Source organism: Staphylococcus sp. McC-251-APC-3A2 (assembly GCF_009695665.1).
Taxonomy (GTDB): domain Bacteria; phylum Bacillota; class Bacilli; order Staphylococcales; family Staphylococcaceae; genus Staphylococcus; species Staphylococcus cohnii.
On the sequence record NZ_VUNO01000001.1, the window covers coordinates 911,166 to 928,058 of the forward strand.

Annotated in this window: 19 protein-coding genes; 3 read left to right on the top strand and 16 right to left on the bottom strand. The window is 31.8% G+C overall.

Translation table 11 applies throughout. The annotated features are described in order from the left end of the window. Positions 1-95: 95 nt before the first annotated feature. From FYJ81_RS04355 to FYJ81_RS04370, 4 genes are all read right to left on the bottom strand, one after another. Complete coding sequence (locus FYJ81_RS04355) at positions 96-1,571, bottom strand: M17 family metallopeptidase (protein WP_107386373.1); 1,476 nt, start codon at positions 1,569-1,571, stop codon at positions 96-98. A 183-nt stretch (positions 1,572-1,754) separates the two neighbouring features. After that, a complete protein-coding gene (locus tag FYJ81_RS04360) occupies positions 1,755-2,963 on the bottom strand; it encodes an NAD(P)/FAD-dependent oxidoreductase (RefSeq protein ID WP_154409348.1) in 1,209 nt (402 codons plus the stop codon). A 236-nt stretch (positions 2,964-3,199) separates the two neighbouring features. Continuing rightward, on the bottom strand, positions 3,200-3,559 hold the full coding sequence (locus FYJ81_RS04365) for a HesB/IscA family protein (RefSeq protein ID WP_107384600.1): 360 nt from the start codon (positions 3,557-3,559) through the stop codon (positions 3,200-3,202). Positions 3,560-3,572: 13 nt separating this feature from the next. Continuing rightward, positions 3,573-3,809, bottom strand: coding sequence for a YuzB family protein (locus FYJ81_RS04370; RefSeq protein ID WP_019469672.1), 237 nt, complete (start codon positions 3,807-3,809; stop codon positions 3,573-3,575). Between the two features lie 439 nt (positions 3,810-4,248). On the opposite strand from FYJ81_RS04370, the gene FYJ81_RS04375 reads away from it, so the two are divergent. Then, positions 4,249-5,313 (top strand): NAD(P)/FAD-dependent oxidoreductase, encoded by a 1,065-nt coding sequence (locus FYJ81_RS04375; RefSeq protein ID WP_107384599.1) that lies wholly within the window; start codon positions 4,249-4,251, stop codon positions 5,311-5,313. A gap of 91 nt (positions 5,314-5,404) precedes the next feature. On the opposite strand, the gene FYJ81_RS04380 is transcribed toward FYJ81_RS04375, so the two are convergent. After that, a complete protein-coding gene (locus FYJ81_RS04380) occupies positions 5,405-5,716 on the bottom strand; it encodes a YuzD family protein (protein ID WP_154409349.1) in 312 nt (103 codons plus the stop codon). 106 nt (positions 5,717-5,822) lie between these two features. On the opposite strand from FYJ81_RS04380, the gene FYJ81_RS04385 reads away from it, so the two are divergent. Beyond that, positions 5,823-6,065: a NifU family protein gene (locus FYJ81_RS04385; protein WP_019469675.1), complete on the top strand. Its 243-nt coding sequence runs from the start codon at positions 5,823-5,825 to the stop codon at positions 6,063-6,065. A gap of 364 nt (positions 6,066-6,429) precedes the next feature. Here the strand turns inward: FYJ81_RS04385 and dltD are convergent, their stop codons facing one another. The 8 genes from dltD to FYJ81_RS04425 all read right to left on the bottom strand — a co-directional run bounded on the left by dltD (position 6,430) and on the right by FYJ81_RS04425 (position 13,296). Continuing rightward, complete coding sequence (gene dltD, locus FYJ81_RS04390) at positions 6,430-7,575, bottom strand: D-alanyl-lipoteichoic acid biosynthesis protein DltD (RefSeq protein WP_107384597.1); 1,146 nt, start codon at positions 7,573-7,575, stop codon at positions 6,430-6,432. Next, positions 7,572-7,808, bottom strand: a complete 237-nt coding sequence (dltC, locus tag FYJ81_RS04395) for a D-alanine--poly(phosphoribitol) ligase subunit 2 (RefSeq protein WP_107505385.1) — start codon at positions 7,806-7,808, stop codon at positions 7,572-7,574. The genes dltD and dltC overlap by 4 nt, the downstream gene beginning before the upstream one ends. Positions 7,809-7,825: 17 nt before the next feature. Beyond that, entirely contained in the window at positions 7,826-9,040 is a 1,215-nt protein-coding gene (dltB, locus tag FYJ81_RS04400; RefSeq protein WP_154409350.1) for a D-alanyl-lipoteichoic acid biosynthesis protein DltB, read from the bottom strand. Then, positions 9,037-10,500, bottom strand: a complete 1,464-nt coding sequence (gene dltA / locus FYJ81_RS04405; RefSeq protein WP_154409351.1) for a D-alanine--poly(phosphoribitol) ligase subunit DltA — start codon at positions 10,498-10,500, stop codon at positions 9,037-9,039. The genes dltB and dltA overlap by 4 nt, the downstream gene beginning before the upstream one ends. Before the next feature lie 14 nt (positions 10,501-10,514). Further along, positions 10,515-10,661, bottom strand: coding sequence for a teichoic acid D-Ala incorporation-associated protein DltX (locus tag FYJ81_RS04410; protein ID WP_019469681.1), 147 nt, complete (start codon positions 10,659-10,661; stop codon positions 10,515-10,517). Positions 10,662-11,105: 444 nt separating this feature from the next. After that, a complete protein-coding gene (locus FYJ81_RS04415; RefSeq protein ID WP_107504617.1) occupies positions 11,106-12,065 on the bottom strand; it encodes a 2-hydroxyacid dehydrogenase in 960 nt (319 codons plus the stop codon). Between the two features lie 10 nt (positions 12,066-12,075). Then, entirely contained in the window at positions 12,076-12,855 is a 780-nt protein-coding gene (locus FYJ81_RS04420; protein ID WP_107386381.1) for a TIGR01457 family HAD-type hydrolase, read from the bottom strand. Between the two features lie 6 nt (positions 12,856-12,861). Continuing rightward, positions 12,862-13,296, bottom strand: coding sequence for a DUF86 domain-containing protein (locus FYJ81_RS04425; protein ID WP_107384281.1), 435 nt, complete (start codon positions 13,294-13,296; stop codon positions 12,862-12,864). 144 nt (positions 13,297-13,440) lie between these two features. Between FYJ81_RS04425 and FYJ81_RS04430 the strand changes: the two genes are divergently transcribed. Further along, positions 13,441-13,707, top strand: coding sequence for a DUF3055 domain-containing protein (locus FYJ81_RS04430; RefSeq protein WP_107384282.1), 267 nt, complete (start codon positions 13,441-13,443; stop codon positions 13,705-13,707). Positions 13,708-13,986: 279 nt separating this feature from the next. Here FYJ81_RS04430 and FYJ81_RS04435 read toward each other — a convergent pair whose 3' ends face one another. The 3 genes from FYJ81_RS04435 to FYJ81_RS04445 form a co-directional block, all read right to left on the bottom strand. Continuing rightward, the gene (locus FYJ81_RS04435; RefSeq protein WP_107384283.1) at positions 13,987-14,373 is read right to left on the bottom strand and encodes a YutD family protein; all 387 of its coding nucleotides are present in this window, start codon (positions 14,371-14,373) and stop codon (positions 13,987-13,989) included. A gap of 171 nt (positions 14,374-14,544) precedes the next feature. After that, positions 14,545-15,474 carry a lipoyl synthase gene (gene lipA, locus FYJ81_RS04440; RefSeq protein ID WP_107384284.1) on the bottom strand — a complete coding sequence of 310 codons (930 nt, stop codon included), beginning with the start codon at positions 15,472-15,474 and terminating at the stop codon, positions 14,545-14,547. Between the two features lie 81 nt (positions 15,475-15,555). Further along, entirely contained in the window at positions 15,556-16,875 is a 1,320-nt protein-coding gene (locus FYJ81_RS04445) for a bifunctional metallophosphatase/5'-nucleotidase (protein ID WP_107504619.1), read from the bottom strand. Positions 16,876-16,893 lie beyond the last annotated feature (18 nt).

The window sequence follows — 16,893 nt, forward strand, 5'->3', positions numbered from 1 at the left end:
CTTGCCAACCTTTTTATATAAGTTAAAAAAGCTTCAAGTTAATCTACTAAAAATTAACTTGAAGCATATGTTTTCTTAACTTCAATTTGTTTATTTTACAGGTTACGTAACCATTGTACGATTGTTGATATTAGATAACCTGTAGGCCCAACTGGCCCCTTATAACTTGGTTTATTCGTAGTAGCAGGCCCTGCGATATCAAAATGTAAATGTGGTGTATTACCTGCAAAATGATTGATAAATGTTGCCGCAAACAATGCTTTACCTTGACCATTGGTATGGTTGACTAAATCAGCTACCTCACTTTTTCTTATCAGTCCTTGTTCTGTAGCAGTAATCGGTAATTCAAAGACTTTTTCATCCATAATTTCTGCTTGACTTAGAATAGATTTTAAAGTGTCTTCAGCATTTTGATTAAAAACGGCAGCTTTATCTTCACCTAACGCAGCTACAGCAGCACCAGTTAAAGTTGCAAAATCTAATATTATATTTGGCTGAAATTGATTAGCGTAGAATACAGCGTCACCTAAAACAAGACGTCCTTCTGCATCTGTATTTAAAACCTCTACAGACTCCCCACTTAGCGCTGTGTAAACATCATCTGGTTTCATCGCTTCTTCATTCACCATATTTTCAGCAGCAGCAATAATACCAACAATATTTAATGGCAGCGCTAATTTACGAGCAGCTTCAATCATTCCTATTACATTTGCTGAGCCACACATATCAAATTTCATGGTCTGCATACCTGTTTTAGATTTAATTGAATAACCACCTGAATCATAAGTAATGCCTTTACCTACAAGTGCAATAGGATTTTCTCCTGGTTTGCCACCATTATAAGTCAATGTAATTACACGTGGTCCATTTTTAGAACCTTTACCAACTGCATGAATTAACCCAAAACCTTCTTTTTGTAAAGTCTTATTATCTTTGATATCAACAAATACATTAGTGTCATTAAATTGGTTTTCTATCAGTTCTGCATAATAAGCAGGTGTTAATATATTAGGTGGTATATTACTATAATCACGAGCTAAATTAACAGCAGTTGCAATTGCTTCACCATTTTCAATAGATTTTGCAATATCATCTTCTTCTGTATGTATCTCTAATTTTAATTGATAAGGCGCTGATTTATTGGATTTATAACCATCAAAATGATAAATTGATTGTTCACTTTGCTGACCAAGAATTTCAGCGATTATTTCCTTTTCGACTTTTTGAGATTTAAATGAATTAAATAACAGTGAAGCTTCAGTGATTCTACTGCTATTTAAAGCTTGAAATAAATTACCGAATATTTTTAAATAATCATTGTATCCTAATTCCTTAGTATTTCCTAATCCTACAGTAATCAACTTATGCGCTTTCTCTTCTACTTTAAAAAATGTAGTCGATATTATTCCAACATTTGTGCTAAAGACTTGATGTTCCTTTAAAGGTGATAATAAGTCTTTTAAATCTTCTTCACCTATTTTTATTGCCTCTAATTGATTTAAGTGTTCAGGTACACCAACAATGATTGTATCTTGTTCAACCTTAGCAGTGTTATTTATAATTGCTTTCATCAATCATCCCTCATTTCAGTTTATTCAGTCACATTGTATCATTTATTAATCCCTATCCATTATTAAAAATAATTTACAGTCTATACTTATAAAAACATACATATAATAATTGAGGCTGAGACATAAAATAGTCTCAGCCTCAATATTTATACTACTAGATATACATCTAGTATTTATCAGTTATTAAAATTTACCTTTTTTAAATGCTAAGCCTACGCCACCAAGTTTGAATACCGCACGTGTATCGATAACTTTTTTCATAAATGCAGCTTTTTTACCTTGGATATCTTTACCATAAACAACGCCAACGCCATCGTTAGCACCTAAAGAACAAACTGTACCACGATCAACATATTCAAACTCTTGAGTTGGTTGACCTTCTAGGATATTTTTAATGTTCTTAGCAGTGTGCTCGCCTTCTTGCATAGCAATTTGTGCTGTTGTAGGTAATGGACGTTCTTCCCCAGCTGGAATAAATGCAGAACAATCACCTATTACAAAAATATCATTATATCCATCGATTGTTAAATCTTGGTTAGTAACGATACGGCCACGTTTCACACCTTCAAATGATTCTTCCATTAATTTGCTACCACGAACACCAGCAGCCCATACAACTGTATTCGCTTCTAATTGTTGTTCTTCATCGTTAACCTTAACTACGAAACCTTTTTCATTTGCAGCAACGATTGGTGTAGCAATTTTAAATTCAACACCTTTGCTTTCTAAATAACTTACTGCATGGTTTACTAATTCATCAGAGAATTGAGGTAACATTTTTGGAGCAGCTTCTACACAAGTAATTTTAACTTTTGTTTGATCTACACCATATTTGTTACATAACTCAGGGATACGATCAGTCAATTCACCTAAGAATTCAACACCTGTAAATCCTGCACCACCAACGATAATAGCTAAATCTTTATCGTCTTTATTTTTTGATGCAGCATAGTTAGCAAATTTATCTTCAATGTGACGCGCTAATTTACGAGCAGTTAAAACATTTTCGATTTGGAAAGCATGATCTTTCATACCTTTAATACCAAATGTTTCACTTTCGAAACCTAAAGCAACAACTAAAATATCAAAATCAAAAATACCCGCATCAGTTTCTACTTTTTTAGCATTGCGATCGATTTTTGTAACTTCTGCTTTGATGAAGTTTACTTTATTCTTATTGATCACACTTGCAACTGGGTATAAAACATCTTCATAACTAATTGTTCCAGCTGAAGCTTCATGTAACCAAGTCGCTTCATAGTGATAATCATTCTTATTAATTAATGTAATTTCAGCCTCATCAGCCGAAAGTTGCTTTTGTAATTTGGTAATAGCTTGTAACCCAGCGTAACCAGCGCCTAAAACTAAAACTTTTTTACGTTCTTGAGCCATTTCATTCACCTAAGCTTTCATAATTTTTTTGTTGCGATCGTCTTTTTTAATATACTGATTTTCATAGAAATTCACAAAAAAGACATTTTTCATCCAACACTAATTTTATAGTTTTTATAGTTTATTTTCAAGCCGAAACGCATATATTGTTTGTTTTTTCACATAAACAGATAAAAGACTATAGTTCTCACCTCACTTAGTCGAACTATAGTCTATAAAAACTCTATTTACAATTATTAACAATCTTCTGGTGACCCAGAAACTTTTGCAGTTCTGAATGAACTACCACAACCACAAGATGCAATTGCATTTGGATTGTCGATTTGGAAGCCACCGCCCATTAACGATTGTTTAAAATCAATTTTTGTACCTTCCAATACTGGTATGTCATATTTATCAATCAGCACTTTCACACCGTGAAATTCAAATATTTCATCATTCTCACTAGGTTCAGCTTCTGCAGACATACCATACGTTAATCCAGTACAGCCGCCACCATTGACTTTAATTTTCAAAAAGCCATTCGGCATATCATTTTGTTCCATCATATCTTTAACTTCGTATGCTGCCGCTTCTGTCAGTTCAACTACTGCCATTAAAATTACCTCCCTAAAAAATCCATGTTTCTTCTATATGTGAATAAATATTTTGTAATAAGTCGTCTGGTGATTCTCCTTCAACAATATCACCGTTTACTAATGCATACAAGCCACTTGAGCAAATACCACAATTTTGTAGACAACCATATTCTAAAACGTCTACACCTGGATCATTTTCAAGTTGATTATATACATAATCTCCACCTTTCGCTAAATTCGAAATGCAGAACTCAACTATTGGATTCATATTACACCCTCTCAATTAATTATCAGTTTATCAATTATAACAAAATCACACCGCTTTTGACCAATTACTAGCTTATATTATTTATTCATTTATTTTGCCGTTTTTTGTTACAAATCAATTAAAACAAAACTTATTTTCGTATGAAATGTCATTCACACAATATTTTTATATTGTTATAATCATATTGCATTTAAAAGATATATATTTACAAATTACAATTCATCATGTTTATTTGTAGAAGTATATAAAAAAGCATATAATATATCTAAGTAAGCTTATTATGAAATGGTATTTCGTTCAATGAAGACGAATATGATTTAACCACATTATATTTATTGACTTACATTGACGACAAGAGATAAAGATATTATTTATTAACGAAAATAAGTTGTATTTTTATCAAATTGCTCAATACATTTTTACTAAAGGGGTATCATAAATGAAAAATTTAGTTCTATTGGGTGGCGGATACGGAAATATGCGCATTATGTCTCATATTTTACCATCTGCACTTCCTGAAAATTATTCTATTACATTAATTGATCGTATGCCTTATCATGGTTTAAAACCAGAATTCTATGAATTAGCTGCTGGTACTAAATCAGACAAAGATATTCGTATGAATTTCCCTGATTCAGAACGTATCAATATTGTGTATGGAGAAATTAATGATATTAATTTGGAAGATCAAATTATTTCAGTTGGCAACACAAAAGTAGATTATGATGAATTGGTTATTGGACTTGGTTGTGAAGACAAATATCATAATGTTCCAGGGGCTGCAGAATATACTCACAGTATCCAAACGTTATCAAGTTCACGGGAAACATTTCATCATATTAGTGAACTTCCCAACGGAGCAAAAGTAGGTATTGTAGGTGCAGGTTTAAGTGGCATCGAACTAGCGAGTGAACTCCGTGAAAGTCGTAAAGACTTACAAATATACTTATATGATCGTGGAGAACGCATTTTGCGACGTTTCCCTGAAAAATTAAGTCGTTATATAGAAAATTGGTTTAGAAAGAACGATGTAACAGTAGTACCAAACTCTGATATTAATCGTGTGGAACCTGGTAAAATTTTCAATAATGATGTACCTGAACCATTAGATTTAATCGTTTGGACAGCTGGAATTCAACCTGTGGAAATTGTTAGAAATTTACCAATTGATATTAGTAGAGATGGCCGTGTCATCCTTAACCAATACCATCAAGTTCCAACCTATAAAAATGTTTACGTAGTAGGAGACTGTGCAGATTTGCCTCATGCACCTAGTGCACAACTTGCTGAAGTTCAAGGAGACCAAATTGCAGATGTTATGAAACTACAATGGCAAGGCAAGCCTCTACCAGAAAAAATGCCAGAACTTAAAGTTCAAGGTTTCTTAGGTTCTCTTGGCGATAAAAAAGGTTTTGCCTACATCATGGACAGAACAGTTACTGGTCGTTTAGCTTCAATCTTAAAATCTGGTGTGCTATGGTTATACAAATATCACAATGGATAAATCTTAAACAAAAATAACAAAGACACGTCTTCATATACTTTACTAACTTCTGTTAAAAGTATATGAACGTGTCTTTTTCTAAATGATTAAATTAATGCGCATCCATAAATTTAGTAATATCTCTCAATTGTACATATCCATCAGAAACATATTCATCATTCATCGTTACAAGTGGATAGAACAATTCATCTTCCTGAATACGCTCAATATATTGTTGGTCATGATCAGTTAAATTTTCAGTATCCTTCTCGATATCGATATACGTAAATTCAAATTGTGTATCTGGGTACTTTCTTTTGAGTAATGGTTGCAGCCAATCAAAAGTATTTCGAGAAGTTGGTGCATTAACACAGCTTGCACAAACAACATCTGCACCATAAACGACTACACTTACTTTATTCATTTTAACTATCCCCTTTTGTCTTGATTGATAGATTTTTCTTTATATATCTATTATAATAAAAAGATAGACAGAAAATGAAATAATATACTTGAAAGGAGGCATTTCCATGCCAACTGAAAACGTAACAATGTTTGATCAAGTAGCAGAAGTAATTGAAAAACTACGTCCATTCTTACTACGTGATGGCGGCGATTGCTCGTTAGTAGATGTAGAAGATGGAATTGTTAAGCTTCAATTGCACGGTGCATGTGGTACATGCCCAAGTTCAACAATCACATTAAAAGCAGGCATCGAACGCGCTTTACATGAAGAAGTACCTGGAGTAGTAGAAGTAGAACAAGTATTCTAGTTGATCAACTTATATATAAATTAAACAACAAAAGCGTCAAATTTTATAGAATTCTTTGTTTATGAATTTGTTATATAATAACCGATTCATAACAAAATGCACTTTCATGTTCAATGAAGGTGCATTTTTATATTCAAATCAGTAATAAAATCGATGTATGCACGATGTGAAATACATTTGATTTTGTTAGTTAATTTTATTTAAGTCATCTTTTTCCTGAACAATATACTGTCTGGACTTATGCAAAGATTGGATTCATGAATCACGTCCATAAAAAAATGATAGGAAATCTATTATTGCGATTTCCTATCCTATGCTACATTTTATATATTTTTCAAATCATTCACGTTCAATTTTAAAATAACTATTTACGCATGTGCTGCGCAATGTGCTCACTAATATAAACCCAGCCTTTCCATCCTATATGGACGGCATCACTGATAACATAAGGTTCATAATCTTTAGCTGTCATATCATAAATTTTCCCGCCACGATTAACAACAGTTTCCCTAATTTTGTTATATACTTTCTGACGTTTTTCTTTATTTACACCTATATGATCATACCACTTTCCATTTGATGGAAGACTGATATATTCAATATCAGCACCAGCCTCTCGCATAGTATCTACCAATAACTCCAAATCTTTAAACTCTGGAGAATTACTATTAAATTCATAATCTCTATTCACTTTACGCTTATGTTTTTTTATTAATTGCCAATATTCATCTCTAATTTTAAACATATTTGATTTTGAATGTTTAGCGCCATATTGTTCAGCTTTATTGAGAAGCATTTTCCAACTTTCATCTTGAGCTGTTACTGGTTTAATATCTTCTAGCTCAGTATTTGAAAGTGGGAAATTCGACTTTATCGCTTCAATTTTTTCAAATTGATTCATTTTAAACGGTGATAAATATTGGTCTTTATTGTTGGTTTTACCTTTAGCTACTTTTTCTAAATATTTTCGGTTTTCTACATTTTTAAATCTCAATAAACGCTTTGCATAGCGTTGTTTAAGCTCTGGACTTAAATAATTTTGATTAAATAAACGATTCAATTGTGCTTTAGATATACGTGCATCAAAATTTTTATTAGTTAATCCATGGTCCGTAAACCATTGTGGTGATATGATAAGTGCCATTTTCTTTCCTTTTAAATGATCATATTGTGAAGCTAATTCCACAGCATTAATCAAATCTGTAGAACCACCTGTGCCAATTAGAAATGGTTGTTTAGCATACGTATTTTTGTTGCGCAATAACATAGATGGATTAAACGGATCATCCTTTCCAAGTTCACTAGAACCATAAATAGGATAAAAATGATTCGATTTAAACATCTTATCTTGTATTAACGTACCTTTTAACACTTGATCTGATAGTGAAGTGCGTTGATTTTCTATAGTTTTCGGAGTAATTAATCCACTAAACCAGCTAGAAGGTAATATTAAGAAAATCCCAAATAAACATAGACTGATAATAATTGGAATAAAGTGTTTTAATTTCATTTTAATTCTTCTAATGCCGTTACAATCTTATTAGGCGTTGCCCATTCATCTCTGTCAAAATCCATAATTGAAACTTCTATATCTAATTTATTTTGAATTTCTAATAATAAACCAACCGTTTGAAATGAATCTATAATACCTTCTTCAAATAATTCAACGTCAGGGTTTTCTTTCACGATATTATTTTCAGTTACTTCAGCTAATAGATCTAACACTTGTTCTTTAAATTCCATTATAATTCCTCCTCATTTTAAAAAAGTTTTCCAGAAAAAATCAGAAAACCGAATGTTACAAAGTGAAACGTTACAACAATACTTAAAGCAGTTGTAAACTGGTTCTGCCAACGTGGACGATGGCTTTTTCTCCATTTTTCATAATAACCATATCCAATAAATAATGCTGCATGGTACAAACCATACAAAATATAATAAATTTCAATACCATGCCAGATGCCCATTATTAAAAAGTTTAAGAAAAATGCTATATTCGACATTGCAAATTGACTTTTCAGTAATTTTTTCTTTGACATAAAGAATAATGAACGCATATAAATACAATCTCTAAACCAGAATGATAGTGACATATGCCATCTATTCCAAAAATCTTTAATATTTTTAGCTTTAAATGGTTGGTTAAAGTTTTGCGGGGTTTGAATACCATAAATATAACTAAATGCTATAGCAAAAAGTGAATAACCGGCAAAATCAAAAAATAAATATAAACTGTAAGCATACATATATAGCCATTTTGTGATAACACCAGAAAAATCCAGCATTAATGGATTAATTGCAAATGTTTGTATTAAATAAGCAATAATGTATTTATATAAAAATCCGAGCATGATGTAATGTATTGCTTTGACTAATAAATGACTATAGTCACTTCCACTCAGAATTTTATTGTCATCTTTTACAAAACGTTTGTAACGGTCAATCGGTCCTGAAGAAATGGTTGGAAAAAATGATATAAATTGTACTACTTTCCAAAGTCTTACCTCTTTGATTGAGCCATCTCTAATTTCCATTAATAGTTGAACACTTTTAAAAGTTACATATGAAATGCCTAAAAACCCTATAAATTCAATGACTTTACTCTCATGTAGTTTTAACTGCGCAGTACCAAACCACGAACTTTGCATAACTTTCACAATAATCAATGGCAAAATAGAAAGAAAAATAACTGATATAAATTTTGTTGTAGTATTATTTTTAGCTCGAGAATGCCAATAATATATAATAATCATCACTTGCCAAATCAGATAAAGTATAAAATTTATCAATTCTAAGCTTAAATACGTTTGTCCAAATAGGTTATGCTTAGTCGATGAGAATATTAATATAATCATAACGGCTGTACTAAGACCATTATAGATTTTGCTCTGTTTGCCCATAAATCCTAATATGATAACTGGTAATAATATTACTAATGCTATAAAAAAGAATGTAAAATCGCCATATGGAATCATTTCAATATAGCCTCAGCAATCTTCTTACGATCCAATTTCCCATTCATCGTAAGCGGTAATTTCTTCATATATATTATCTTTTTGGGAATCATATATTCAGGCAGTACAGGTTTCAATTCAGTTTTGATATCATGTGTCAAAGTTTGAACATCTTTTACCTCATCACAATGATTCAATATTACTGCGGCATTTAAATGAGTGACTTTGTTATTTTTATAAGTTGGTACGACAATCGCATCTCTAATCTTTTCTAATTTTCGCAATTGAAATTCAATTTCTTCTAATTCCATACGATAACCGTTTAATTTAATTTGATAATCTATTCTCCCATTAATAAACCATTGATTATCAATAAATTGTGCTTTGTCACCAGTGTAATATGATTTCTGACCGTCTAACTTGTTAAATACTTTTTTAGAACGTAGTTCGTCTTTGACATATCCTTCACTTACGCATTTCCCTGAAATAATAAGTTCGCCTTCATGGGTCAAAGATAACTTCGTTCCCGGTTGCGGTAATCCTACTGGTAAAGGATTGTACTGATTTATCACTTCTTCTGTAACTAATATACTTGTAACTGCTACCGTAGCTTCTGTAGGCCCATAAGTGTTGTAAATATAAGCAGATGGGAAACGTTGTAGCAATAGTTCTGCAGTTTTATTTGCCAATATCTCGCCGCAAAAGAAAAATTCCTTTAAATTACTGTAATATGCTTCTGTTAAGCGAGGTAACATGAGACACATTTCCATAAATGAGGGTGTAGATACCCATACATTTATTTTTGATTCTTCTAACATTTCATTTAATAATTTTGGTTTATTAATCATTGTCTTATCAACTAAGTTCAAAGTTCCAGCAGTCATTAAACATGGATATATAGACATGACAGACAAATCAAATGAAAAAGGCGCTTGATTTAACCATTGTTGATTTGAACCAACTTGATTAAGTTCTAACATCCAATTTGTAAAAAGATTGAGGCTCTCATAACTGATTTGTACACCTTTGGGCTCTCCAGTAGAACCTGATGTGAAAATAGTATAAGCAATATCTGAATCTTTAATTTTACTTACTGTGTCCTCATTTTGTTTTACGCCTGTTAATAAATCTTTTGAAATAAAGGAAATATCCTCAATTTCTAGTTGTTCATCAGTAGTATTAAATATAAATTGAGGCTCTATTTTATTTATAATAGATAGAATACGATCTTGAGGGATAGAAGTATCTAGGGGAACATAGCCACAACCTGCTTTCATACTACCTATCATTCCCACAATCATAAACGGGGACATGTGCCCATATAAAATTAGTGGTGTTTTAGCATCTTTCAATAGGATTGCAAGTTGATTAGCGAAGCGATTGAGCGCTTCATATGTCAGAATTTCGTCATTATGTTTAACTGCAACTTGATTTGGGCAGTTTTCTCCATGCTCTATTAAAGTTCGAATGATGTCTTTCATGATAGTCTCCTTAATTAAAATTCATTGTAAATAAAGTTATTGTGTGTATCTCCTGTACCATAAATTAAATATAATGCAATTAATATAGCTAAGTACATTACTATCAATAACCATGGTTTGAATTTTTGTAAAGCAGTACGTTCTTTATCGTTTTTTTGCATATTTCACCTCTGGCATTTATGTAAATTCAACATTAATTATCTTCATTAAATTATTTTTTATGTTTTACGCTTTATTGTATATAAATTATTCAACTTTTTCACCAATTAATTATACAATTTTTCCTACATCATTACAATTAAATATTTGTGCATCTATATAACAAAATTGTTAGATAGAATATAAATAAATAATGCGTTATTTTAAAAATCAAAAAAATACACATTAAATTCTTTTACAAAATTTAATGTGTATTCAATAAAACATTTCAAACCAAGATATAATGATCTAATAATGCAACAACCACAGTTATCATATGTGGCAATCATCTTTTAGTAATAATGCAAATTTAAATGACTGATATTCATTGTAAATATTTCTAAAAATTAAGCTACTCTTCACTTGGGTTAATCAAGTAATGAGTAGCTTGACATGGTATAAGTAATTTATACCACGGGAGTCTTAGGTTCTTTTTCACTTAATACTAACTTTATATTATCTACACAAAGTTGTATCATTCGGTCTCTTGTTATCACCGATGCACTTCCAATATGTGGGAGTATCGTTGCATTGTTCATTGAAAGTAACGGATGTTTCATATCAATGGGTTCTTCTCTTAAAACATCCAATCCACATGCTTTAATTTCACCATTTTGTAAAGCCTTCACTAATGCTTCCTCGTCAACGACAGCGCCCCTACCGATATTGATAAAAATCGCATCATTTTTCATCATTTTAAATGCCTTATCGTCAAACTTATCACGTGTTTCTGGAGTTAATGGTACCGTACAAATCACAAAGTCGCTCTCTTTTAATAATGTTTCAAATGAAACGTATAATGCGCCAAGCGCTTCTTCATCATCTTTATGTCTTGTTCTGTTATGATACATAATATTCGTATTAAAACCTTTTAGACGTCTCGCGAATGCTTTTCCAATATCGCCCATACCATAAATGCCGACGTTAGCATGATATAAATCTTTACCAGCAAATAAATACGGCCCCCAACTCTGCCATTCACCATTTTGAACATATGTTTCCGCTTCAACTACACGTCTTGCCACTGCAAGCATTAAAGTAAAGCCTAATTCTGCCGTTGTTTCAGTTAAAACGCTTGGTGTATTCGTCACAACAATACCCTTACTTTGCATCAAATCAACATCTATATTATCATAACCTACTGCCATGTTTGCTATGACTTTCAGATTTGGTGCAGCTTCAATGACTTCTTCATCCATTGTTTCACTTAATGTCACAAAACAAGCTGTCGCGTCTTTTAAAGCAGTTAAAAATTTCTCTCTTGGCATAGGGGTCAACGATGCATCCCAAACTTCTACTTCACCGATGTCCTCTAATTGTTTGATAAATTTCTGTGGAATTTTTCTACTTACTACGATTTTTTGCATTCAATCACTCCTAAACTTCGAGTTCTTTGATTACCTCGTTTAAATCTTTAAAACTATATGTTGGCGGTATTTCTTTTTGGTTTACATCATCTAAAGTTGATACACCTGTTTGAACATGTATTGTATCAACATTAACATTGATTCCAGAAAGTATATCTGTATCATATAAATCACCTATCATTGCAACTTCAGAACAATCTAATCCCAAAATTTCTAAGGCTTTATTCATAATAATAGGTTCCGGTTTACCAATGAATGTTGGTTCAACGCCTGTAGATACTGACACAACACTTGTAATTGCGCCATTACCAGGTAAGAACCCACGTTCTTTTGGAATGGATACATCTTTATTTGTTGAAATGAATTTTGCTCCGTTTCGAACACCTAGTGTAGCAGTTGCTAGTTTTTCATAAGTTACAGCTTCATCCAAACCAATAACTACATAATCTACAAACTCATCATCTTTTATTTTTAATTGATGTTGCGTTAACGCTTTTTCTAAACCAGCGCCACCTAACATATAGATTGAAGCACCTGGTTGTTCATCAGCAATATACTCTGCAGTTGCCAGTGCTGATGTAACTACTTCATCTGCTGTAGCATCAATTCCCATCACTTTTAATTTTTCTGCTACTTCTGATGGTTCTTTAGTAGAGTTATTCGTGACAAATAAATGAGGTATTTGATGCTTGTTTAAGTATTCAATAAACTGTGCTGCACCATCAATTTTTTCATTCCCTTTGTACATCGTACCATCCAAATCAATGAGATATGCTTTGTACTGTTTCATCAAAAATTACTTCTCTCCTTTTTGACCAAATGCTGTTATAGGTACATTTTCATTATTCAAAAATTGTATTACTTCATCGATAAATTGTTGATAATAATCAAGTGTTTTATCAAAAAGTGGTTTCAATTGAATCGTATCAAGTTCATCATAAAAATGAACGAATTGCTTTCTGACATCAACAGTTTGGTTAACATTATTTTGAGTATCTTTAGAAATTACATTTTCTAATTCTAAAATATCAATGACATCTTTATAATTTCCTGGATCTCTCAAAATAAAGCCATCAATGATCATATTACCAATATCTACCGATGATTCAATCAACATTTGTGAAATTCTTTCAAATGCATAGTGATTATCTCTATAATCTGGATAATCATTAACTAATTGTTGTAAATAGTTTAATTTTTTATCTAACTTTTCTTTATTAACAAAATACATCTATGTCACCCCTATCACTCTCATCATACCATACCTTTGCAGTCGAATTCATTTATGGTTATACTGTAAATTAAGACTTTTTAAGTTCATTGAATGATTCGAATAATAAAAACTTTAATATCTCAATGATGAAAGGGTGTTTTTATGATAGATATGTATCTTTATGACGATGATGAATCATCACAGGTACAATTTGTAGGTTTCGTCGGAGAATTTAGTCGTTATGATTTAATGCTTATACAAACCAATCGTCATTTTGGAAAAACAATTGTTTTAAACATGCAAACAAATAAATTTGGCATTATTGGTACAGATGATTTAGAAGAAGAAGGATACATTGCTTATATTTTAGGTGTAACTGAAAATGAAGGTAATGAAATCACTGAATATCTCAATCAAGTCATACAATAATTGCTGTGGCAAACGCACAAGTTCAAAATAATATTAATGGCCAAAATACAGTTCGTTAAATATTATTTCTATGTCATATTATTAATTAAATCGATGCACATGATAAGACACAATGTCATTGAAAAAGGCTGAGTCATTTACGATAATCAGCCTTTTTTATTTTATTTAGCGTCATGATAAATCTACATAAAAAAGCTACTATTCATTACCCGTAACTCCACGGTTGAATAGCAGCCTAACTTGTTTTTAATATTAAACTGACGCTAAATCTACATCAACTTACTGTTCTGTATCTTGAATCGTTGGTTGGATTTTAACATCTTGTAATTTATTTTCTTCAAATGATATCTCTGCATTTTCATCTTCTGCTTCAATTTGGGATTTAATTTCATTTTCTGGAACTTTTCTAAGAATAAAATACGGACACCCAAAGTTGCAGTATTCTAATAAATAATCTTGAATTGTGGAAAAACGCTTACTTAATTCAGCTTTTTTATTCGAATCTTTATAGAATCCTTTTAATCTTAATTGATCATACCCAAAATCTCCCACAATATAGTCATACTTATCTAAAATATCTGCGTAACGATTTGCAAATAATGTTTCATCAAAACATTCTCTATAATCTTCTATAATTTCAAAATAAAAACTATTAACTTTTATCATTATACTCACCTAATCTAATTTTCATTACTCAATTTAACCGTACATTGTCTGTCTTTAATAGGTTAGTAATCAATTTTTATTATTTCTAATAAAAGACTTAGCCCAAAGTGAGTTAACGCGCGTCGTTAATATCCCTAATTGAACTAAGTCTTTAAATGCAATATCTATGTTTTAACTATTAGAATCTGTACTAAGTTTTTCTTCACCTAGACGATGTCTTTCTTTTGCAGCTTCATTTACTTGCTCATCTGCATGATAAGAACTTCTCACAAGCGGTCCAGCTTGGCAATGTTTGAAACCTTTATCCATTGCAACTTTTCTTAATTTACCAAATTCTAAAGGTGTATAGTATTTTTCAACTTTTAAGTGTTTACGTGAAGGTTGCAAATATTGACCAATAGTCAAGATATCTACGTCATTCGCACGTAAATCATCCATTGTTTCATAAATTTCTTCATGAGTTTCACCTAGTCCTACCATTAAACTAGATTTTGTTGGTATATCAGGTTGTAATTCTTTAGAACGTCTTAAAAATTCTAAAGTACGGTCATAAGTCGCTCTAGCACGAACTCTTGGTGTTAAACGACGAACTGTTTCAATATTATGGTTTAAAATATCTGGTTTTGAAGCCATTAACGTTTCTAAAGCTTCAAAGTCACCACCCATATCAGATGGTAATATTTCTATTGAAGTGTAAGGGTTACGCTCACGTACTTTACGGACTGTTTCAGCATAAACATTTGAACCAGCATCTCTTAAATCATCACGTGCAACCGCTGTTATAACAACATGTTTTAAATTCATTAATTCAACAGATTCTGCCACGCGCTCTGGCTCATCTAAATCTAACTCATTAGGCAATCCGGTTTTAACCGCACAGAAACGACATGCACGCGTGCAAACTGCGCCTAAAATCATAAACGTAGCAGTACGACGTTCGCCCCAACACTCATGTATGTTTGGACATTTTGCTTCTTCACACACTGTATGTAAGTTCTTTTCTCGCATCATTTTCTTAAGACCAGTGTAGTTTTCGTTAGTATTCAGTTTTATTTTCAACCAATCTGGTTTACGTAAAATTTCTTCATTTTTAGTAGCCATAACCGCACAATTCCTCCTGATTTCAAATCTGTAATCATTATAACGAAAATCGGATTAAATTAAAACGTAAAATGTAATATTTTAGTATTCGAGCATTTTTTCTTTATAAATATCTCTTAAAAATTCTGGCATTAAGTAATCTATAGATTGTTCTTTTAGCGTAGGAAAATAACGACCAAATGTATACATATCAACAGTACCTAACACATAAATTTTATCGTCTTCAATTTCTTCTCCATTGATGAAATATCTTGATTCTGATTCGATCAATCCTAAATTATATAGTATATAGCCACCAAAAATATCTCCTCTAAAACCTAAACCTTGTGCATGTTCATGTAGATATTCTTGTTTTTGGCTTTTAATAATTATATTTTTTAATTCCAGACCATTTAAACGGATACGAACGGCATTGATAGGATGAGGTAACATTTGATGAATGTCAAACTCTGTCATTTGATTCGCTGAGATACCTTTTACAATCAAACCTGCGTTAATGATTGTACAGTCAGCATTTGTAAATTCAAATACACTTTCAGCTAACATATAAGATGTCTTTGTTATAACATCTGTCTTTCTTGGTAATTCAACTGGTCGATTAATAATTGGATCGCTTAACAGTGCTTTACCTTCACTTTCGAAATGTGTTTCAACCTCAGGTAAAGTGTCTACTGGATAAATCACCGCTTGCTTATCTACAACTCTATTACGGTCTATTTCTAATGTCACTTCACCTAAAAAATGACCATATTTACCTGCAGCTGCCATTAATACACCATTGTTCATTTCTCCATTTTCAAAATAATGATGTGTATGACTCCCTAGTATTAAATCTATTTCAGGAATTTCTTGGCATAATTTCTCATCAAAGAATACGCCTACATGGCTCATAATAATCAATAAATCATAATCACCTTCGTTCGCGCTGATTTCGTCTTTAATGGCTTCTAATGGATTGGTAACAACCCAATCCAATGCTCTATAAAATGGCGTGAATGGCGCAGTTGCTGCAACAAATAAGATTCTCACACCTTCAATTTCCTTAATGATTGATGATGTGATATTTCGCGGTAAGTCACCCTGTTCGTCAAAAACATTTGCACAGGTTACATCAAATTTTGCATTGTCATAAAGTGTATTTAATGCATCATGTGAAATGGTCATACCTTCGTTATTACCAATAGTTGCTATATCACAACGTGCTTTATTTAATAGTTCAACATTTTTTATTCCCATAGTAGCTTCTGTAACAGGTGCAGATAGATCTACATGGTCTCCAATATCTAAATAGAGCGAGGGGTGATTTAATTTTGGTCTCTCTTGAGCTAAATATTCGGAAATGCGGGCATACTCATGCAAATGACTATGGATATCATTTGTATGGTAAATAGTTAATTTCACCTTGGTTCCCTCCTCTTA

Excerpts from the sequence above, each read along its gene's own strand:
- FYJ81_RS04355 (WP_107386373.1), bottom strand. The coding sequence starts at position 1,571 with ATGAAAGCAATTATAAATAACACTGCTAAGGTTGAACAAGATACAATC.
- FYJ81_RS04360 (WP_154409348.1), bottom strand. The coding sequence starts at position 2,963 with ATGGCTCAAGAACGTAAAAAAGTTTTAGTTTTAGGCGCTGGTTACGCT.
- FYJ81_RS04365 (WP_107384600.1), bottom strand. The coding sequence starts at position 3,559 with ATGGCAGTAGTTGAACTGACAGAAGCGGCAGCATACGAAGTTAAAGAT.
- FYJ81_RS04370 (WP_019469672.1), bottom strand. The coding sequence starts at position 3,809 with ATGAATCCAATAGTTGAGTTCTGCATTTCGAATTTAGCGAAAGGTGGA.
- FYJ81_RS04375 (WP_107384599.1), top strand. The coding sequence starts at position 4,249 with ATGAAAAATTTAGTTCTATTGGGTGGCGGATACGGAAATATGCGCATT.
- FYJ81_RS04380 (WP_154409349.1), bottom strand. The coding sequence starts at position 5,716 with ATGAATAAAGTAAGTGTAGTCGTTTATGGTGCAGATGTTGTTTGTGCA.
- FYJ81_RS04385 (WP_019469675.1), top strand. The coding sequence starts at position 5,823 with ATGCCAACTGAAAACGTAACAATGTTTGATCAAGTAGCAGAAGTAATT.
- dltD (WP_107384597.1), bottom strand. The coding sequence starts at position 7,575 with ATGAAATTAAAACACTTTATTCCAATTATTATCAGTCTATGTTTATTT.
- dltC (WP_107505385.1), bottom strand. The coding sequence starts at position 7,808 with ATGGAATTTAAAGAACAAGTGTTAGATCTATTAGCTGAAGTAACTGAA.
- dltB (WP_154409350.1), bottom strand. The coding sequence starts at position 9,040 with ATGATTCCATATGGCGATTTTACATTCTTTTTTATAGCATTAGTAATA.
- dltA (WP_154409351.1), bottom strand. The coding sequence starts at position 10,500 with ATGAAAGACATCATTCGAACTTTAATAGAGCATGGAGAAAACTGCCCA.
- FYJ81_RS04410 (WP_019469681.1), bottom strand. The coding sequence starts at position 10,661 with ATGCAAAAAAACGATAAAGAACGTACTGCTTTACAAAAATTCAAACCA.
- FYJ81_RS04415 (WP_107504617.1), bottom strand. The coding sequence starts at position 12,065 with ATGCAAAAAATCGTAGTAAGTAGAAAAATTCCACAGAAATTTATCAAA.
- FYJ81_RS04420 (WP_107386381.1), bottom strand. The coding sequence starts at position 12,855 with ATGAAACAGTACAAAGCATATCTCATTGATTTGGATGGTACGATGTAC.
- FYJ81_RS04425 (WP_107384281.1), bottom strand. The coding sequence starts at position 13,296 with ATGTATTTTGTTAATAAAGAAAAGTTAGATAAAAAATTAAACTATTTA.
- FYJ81_RS04430 (WP_107384282.1), top strand. The coding sequence starts at position 13,441 with ATGATAGATATGTATCTTTATGACGATGATGAATCATCACAGGTACAA.
- FYJ81_RS04435 (WP_107384283.1), bottom strand. The coding sequence starts at position 14,373 with ATGATAAAAGTTAATAGTTTTTATTTTGAAATTATAGAAGATTATAGA.
- lipA (WP_107384284.1), bottom strand. The coding sequence starts at position 15,474 with ATGGCTACTAAAAATGAAGAAATTTTACGTAAACCAGATTGGTTGAAA.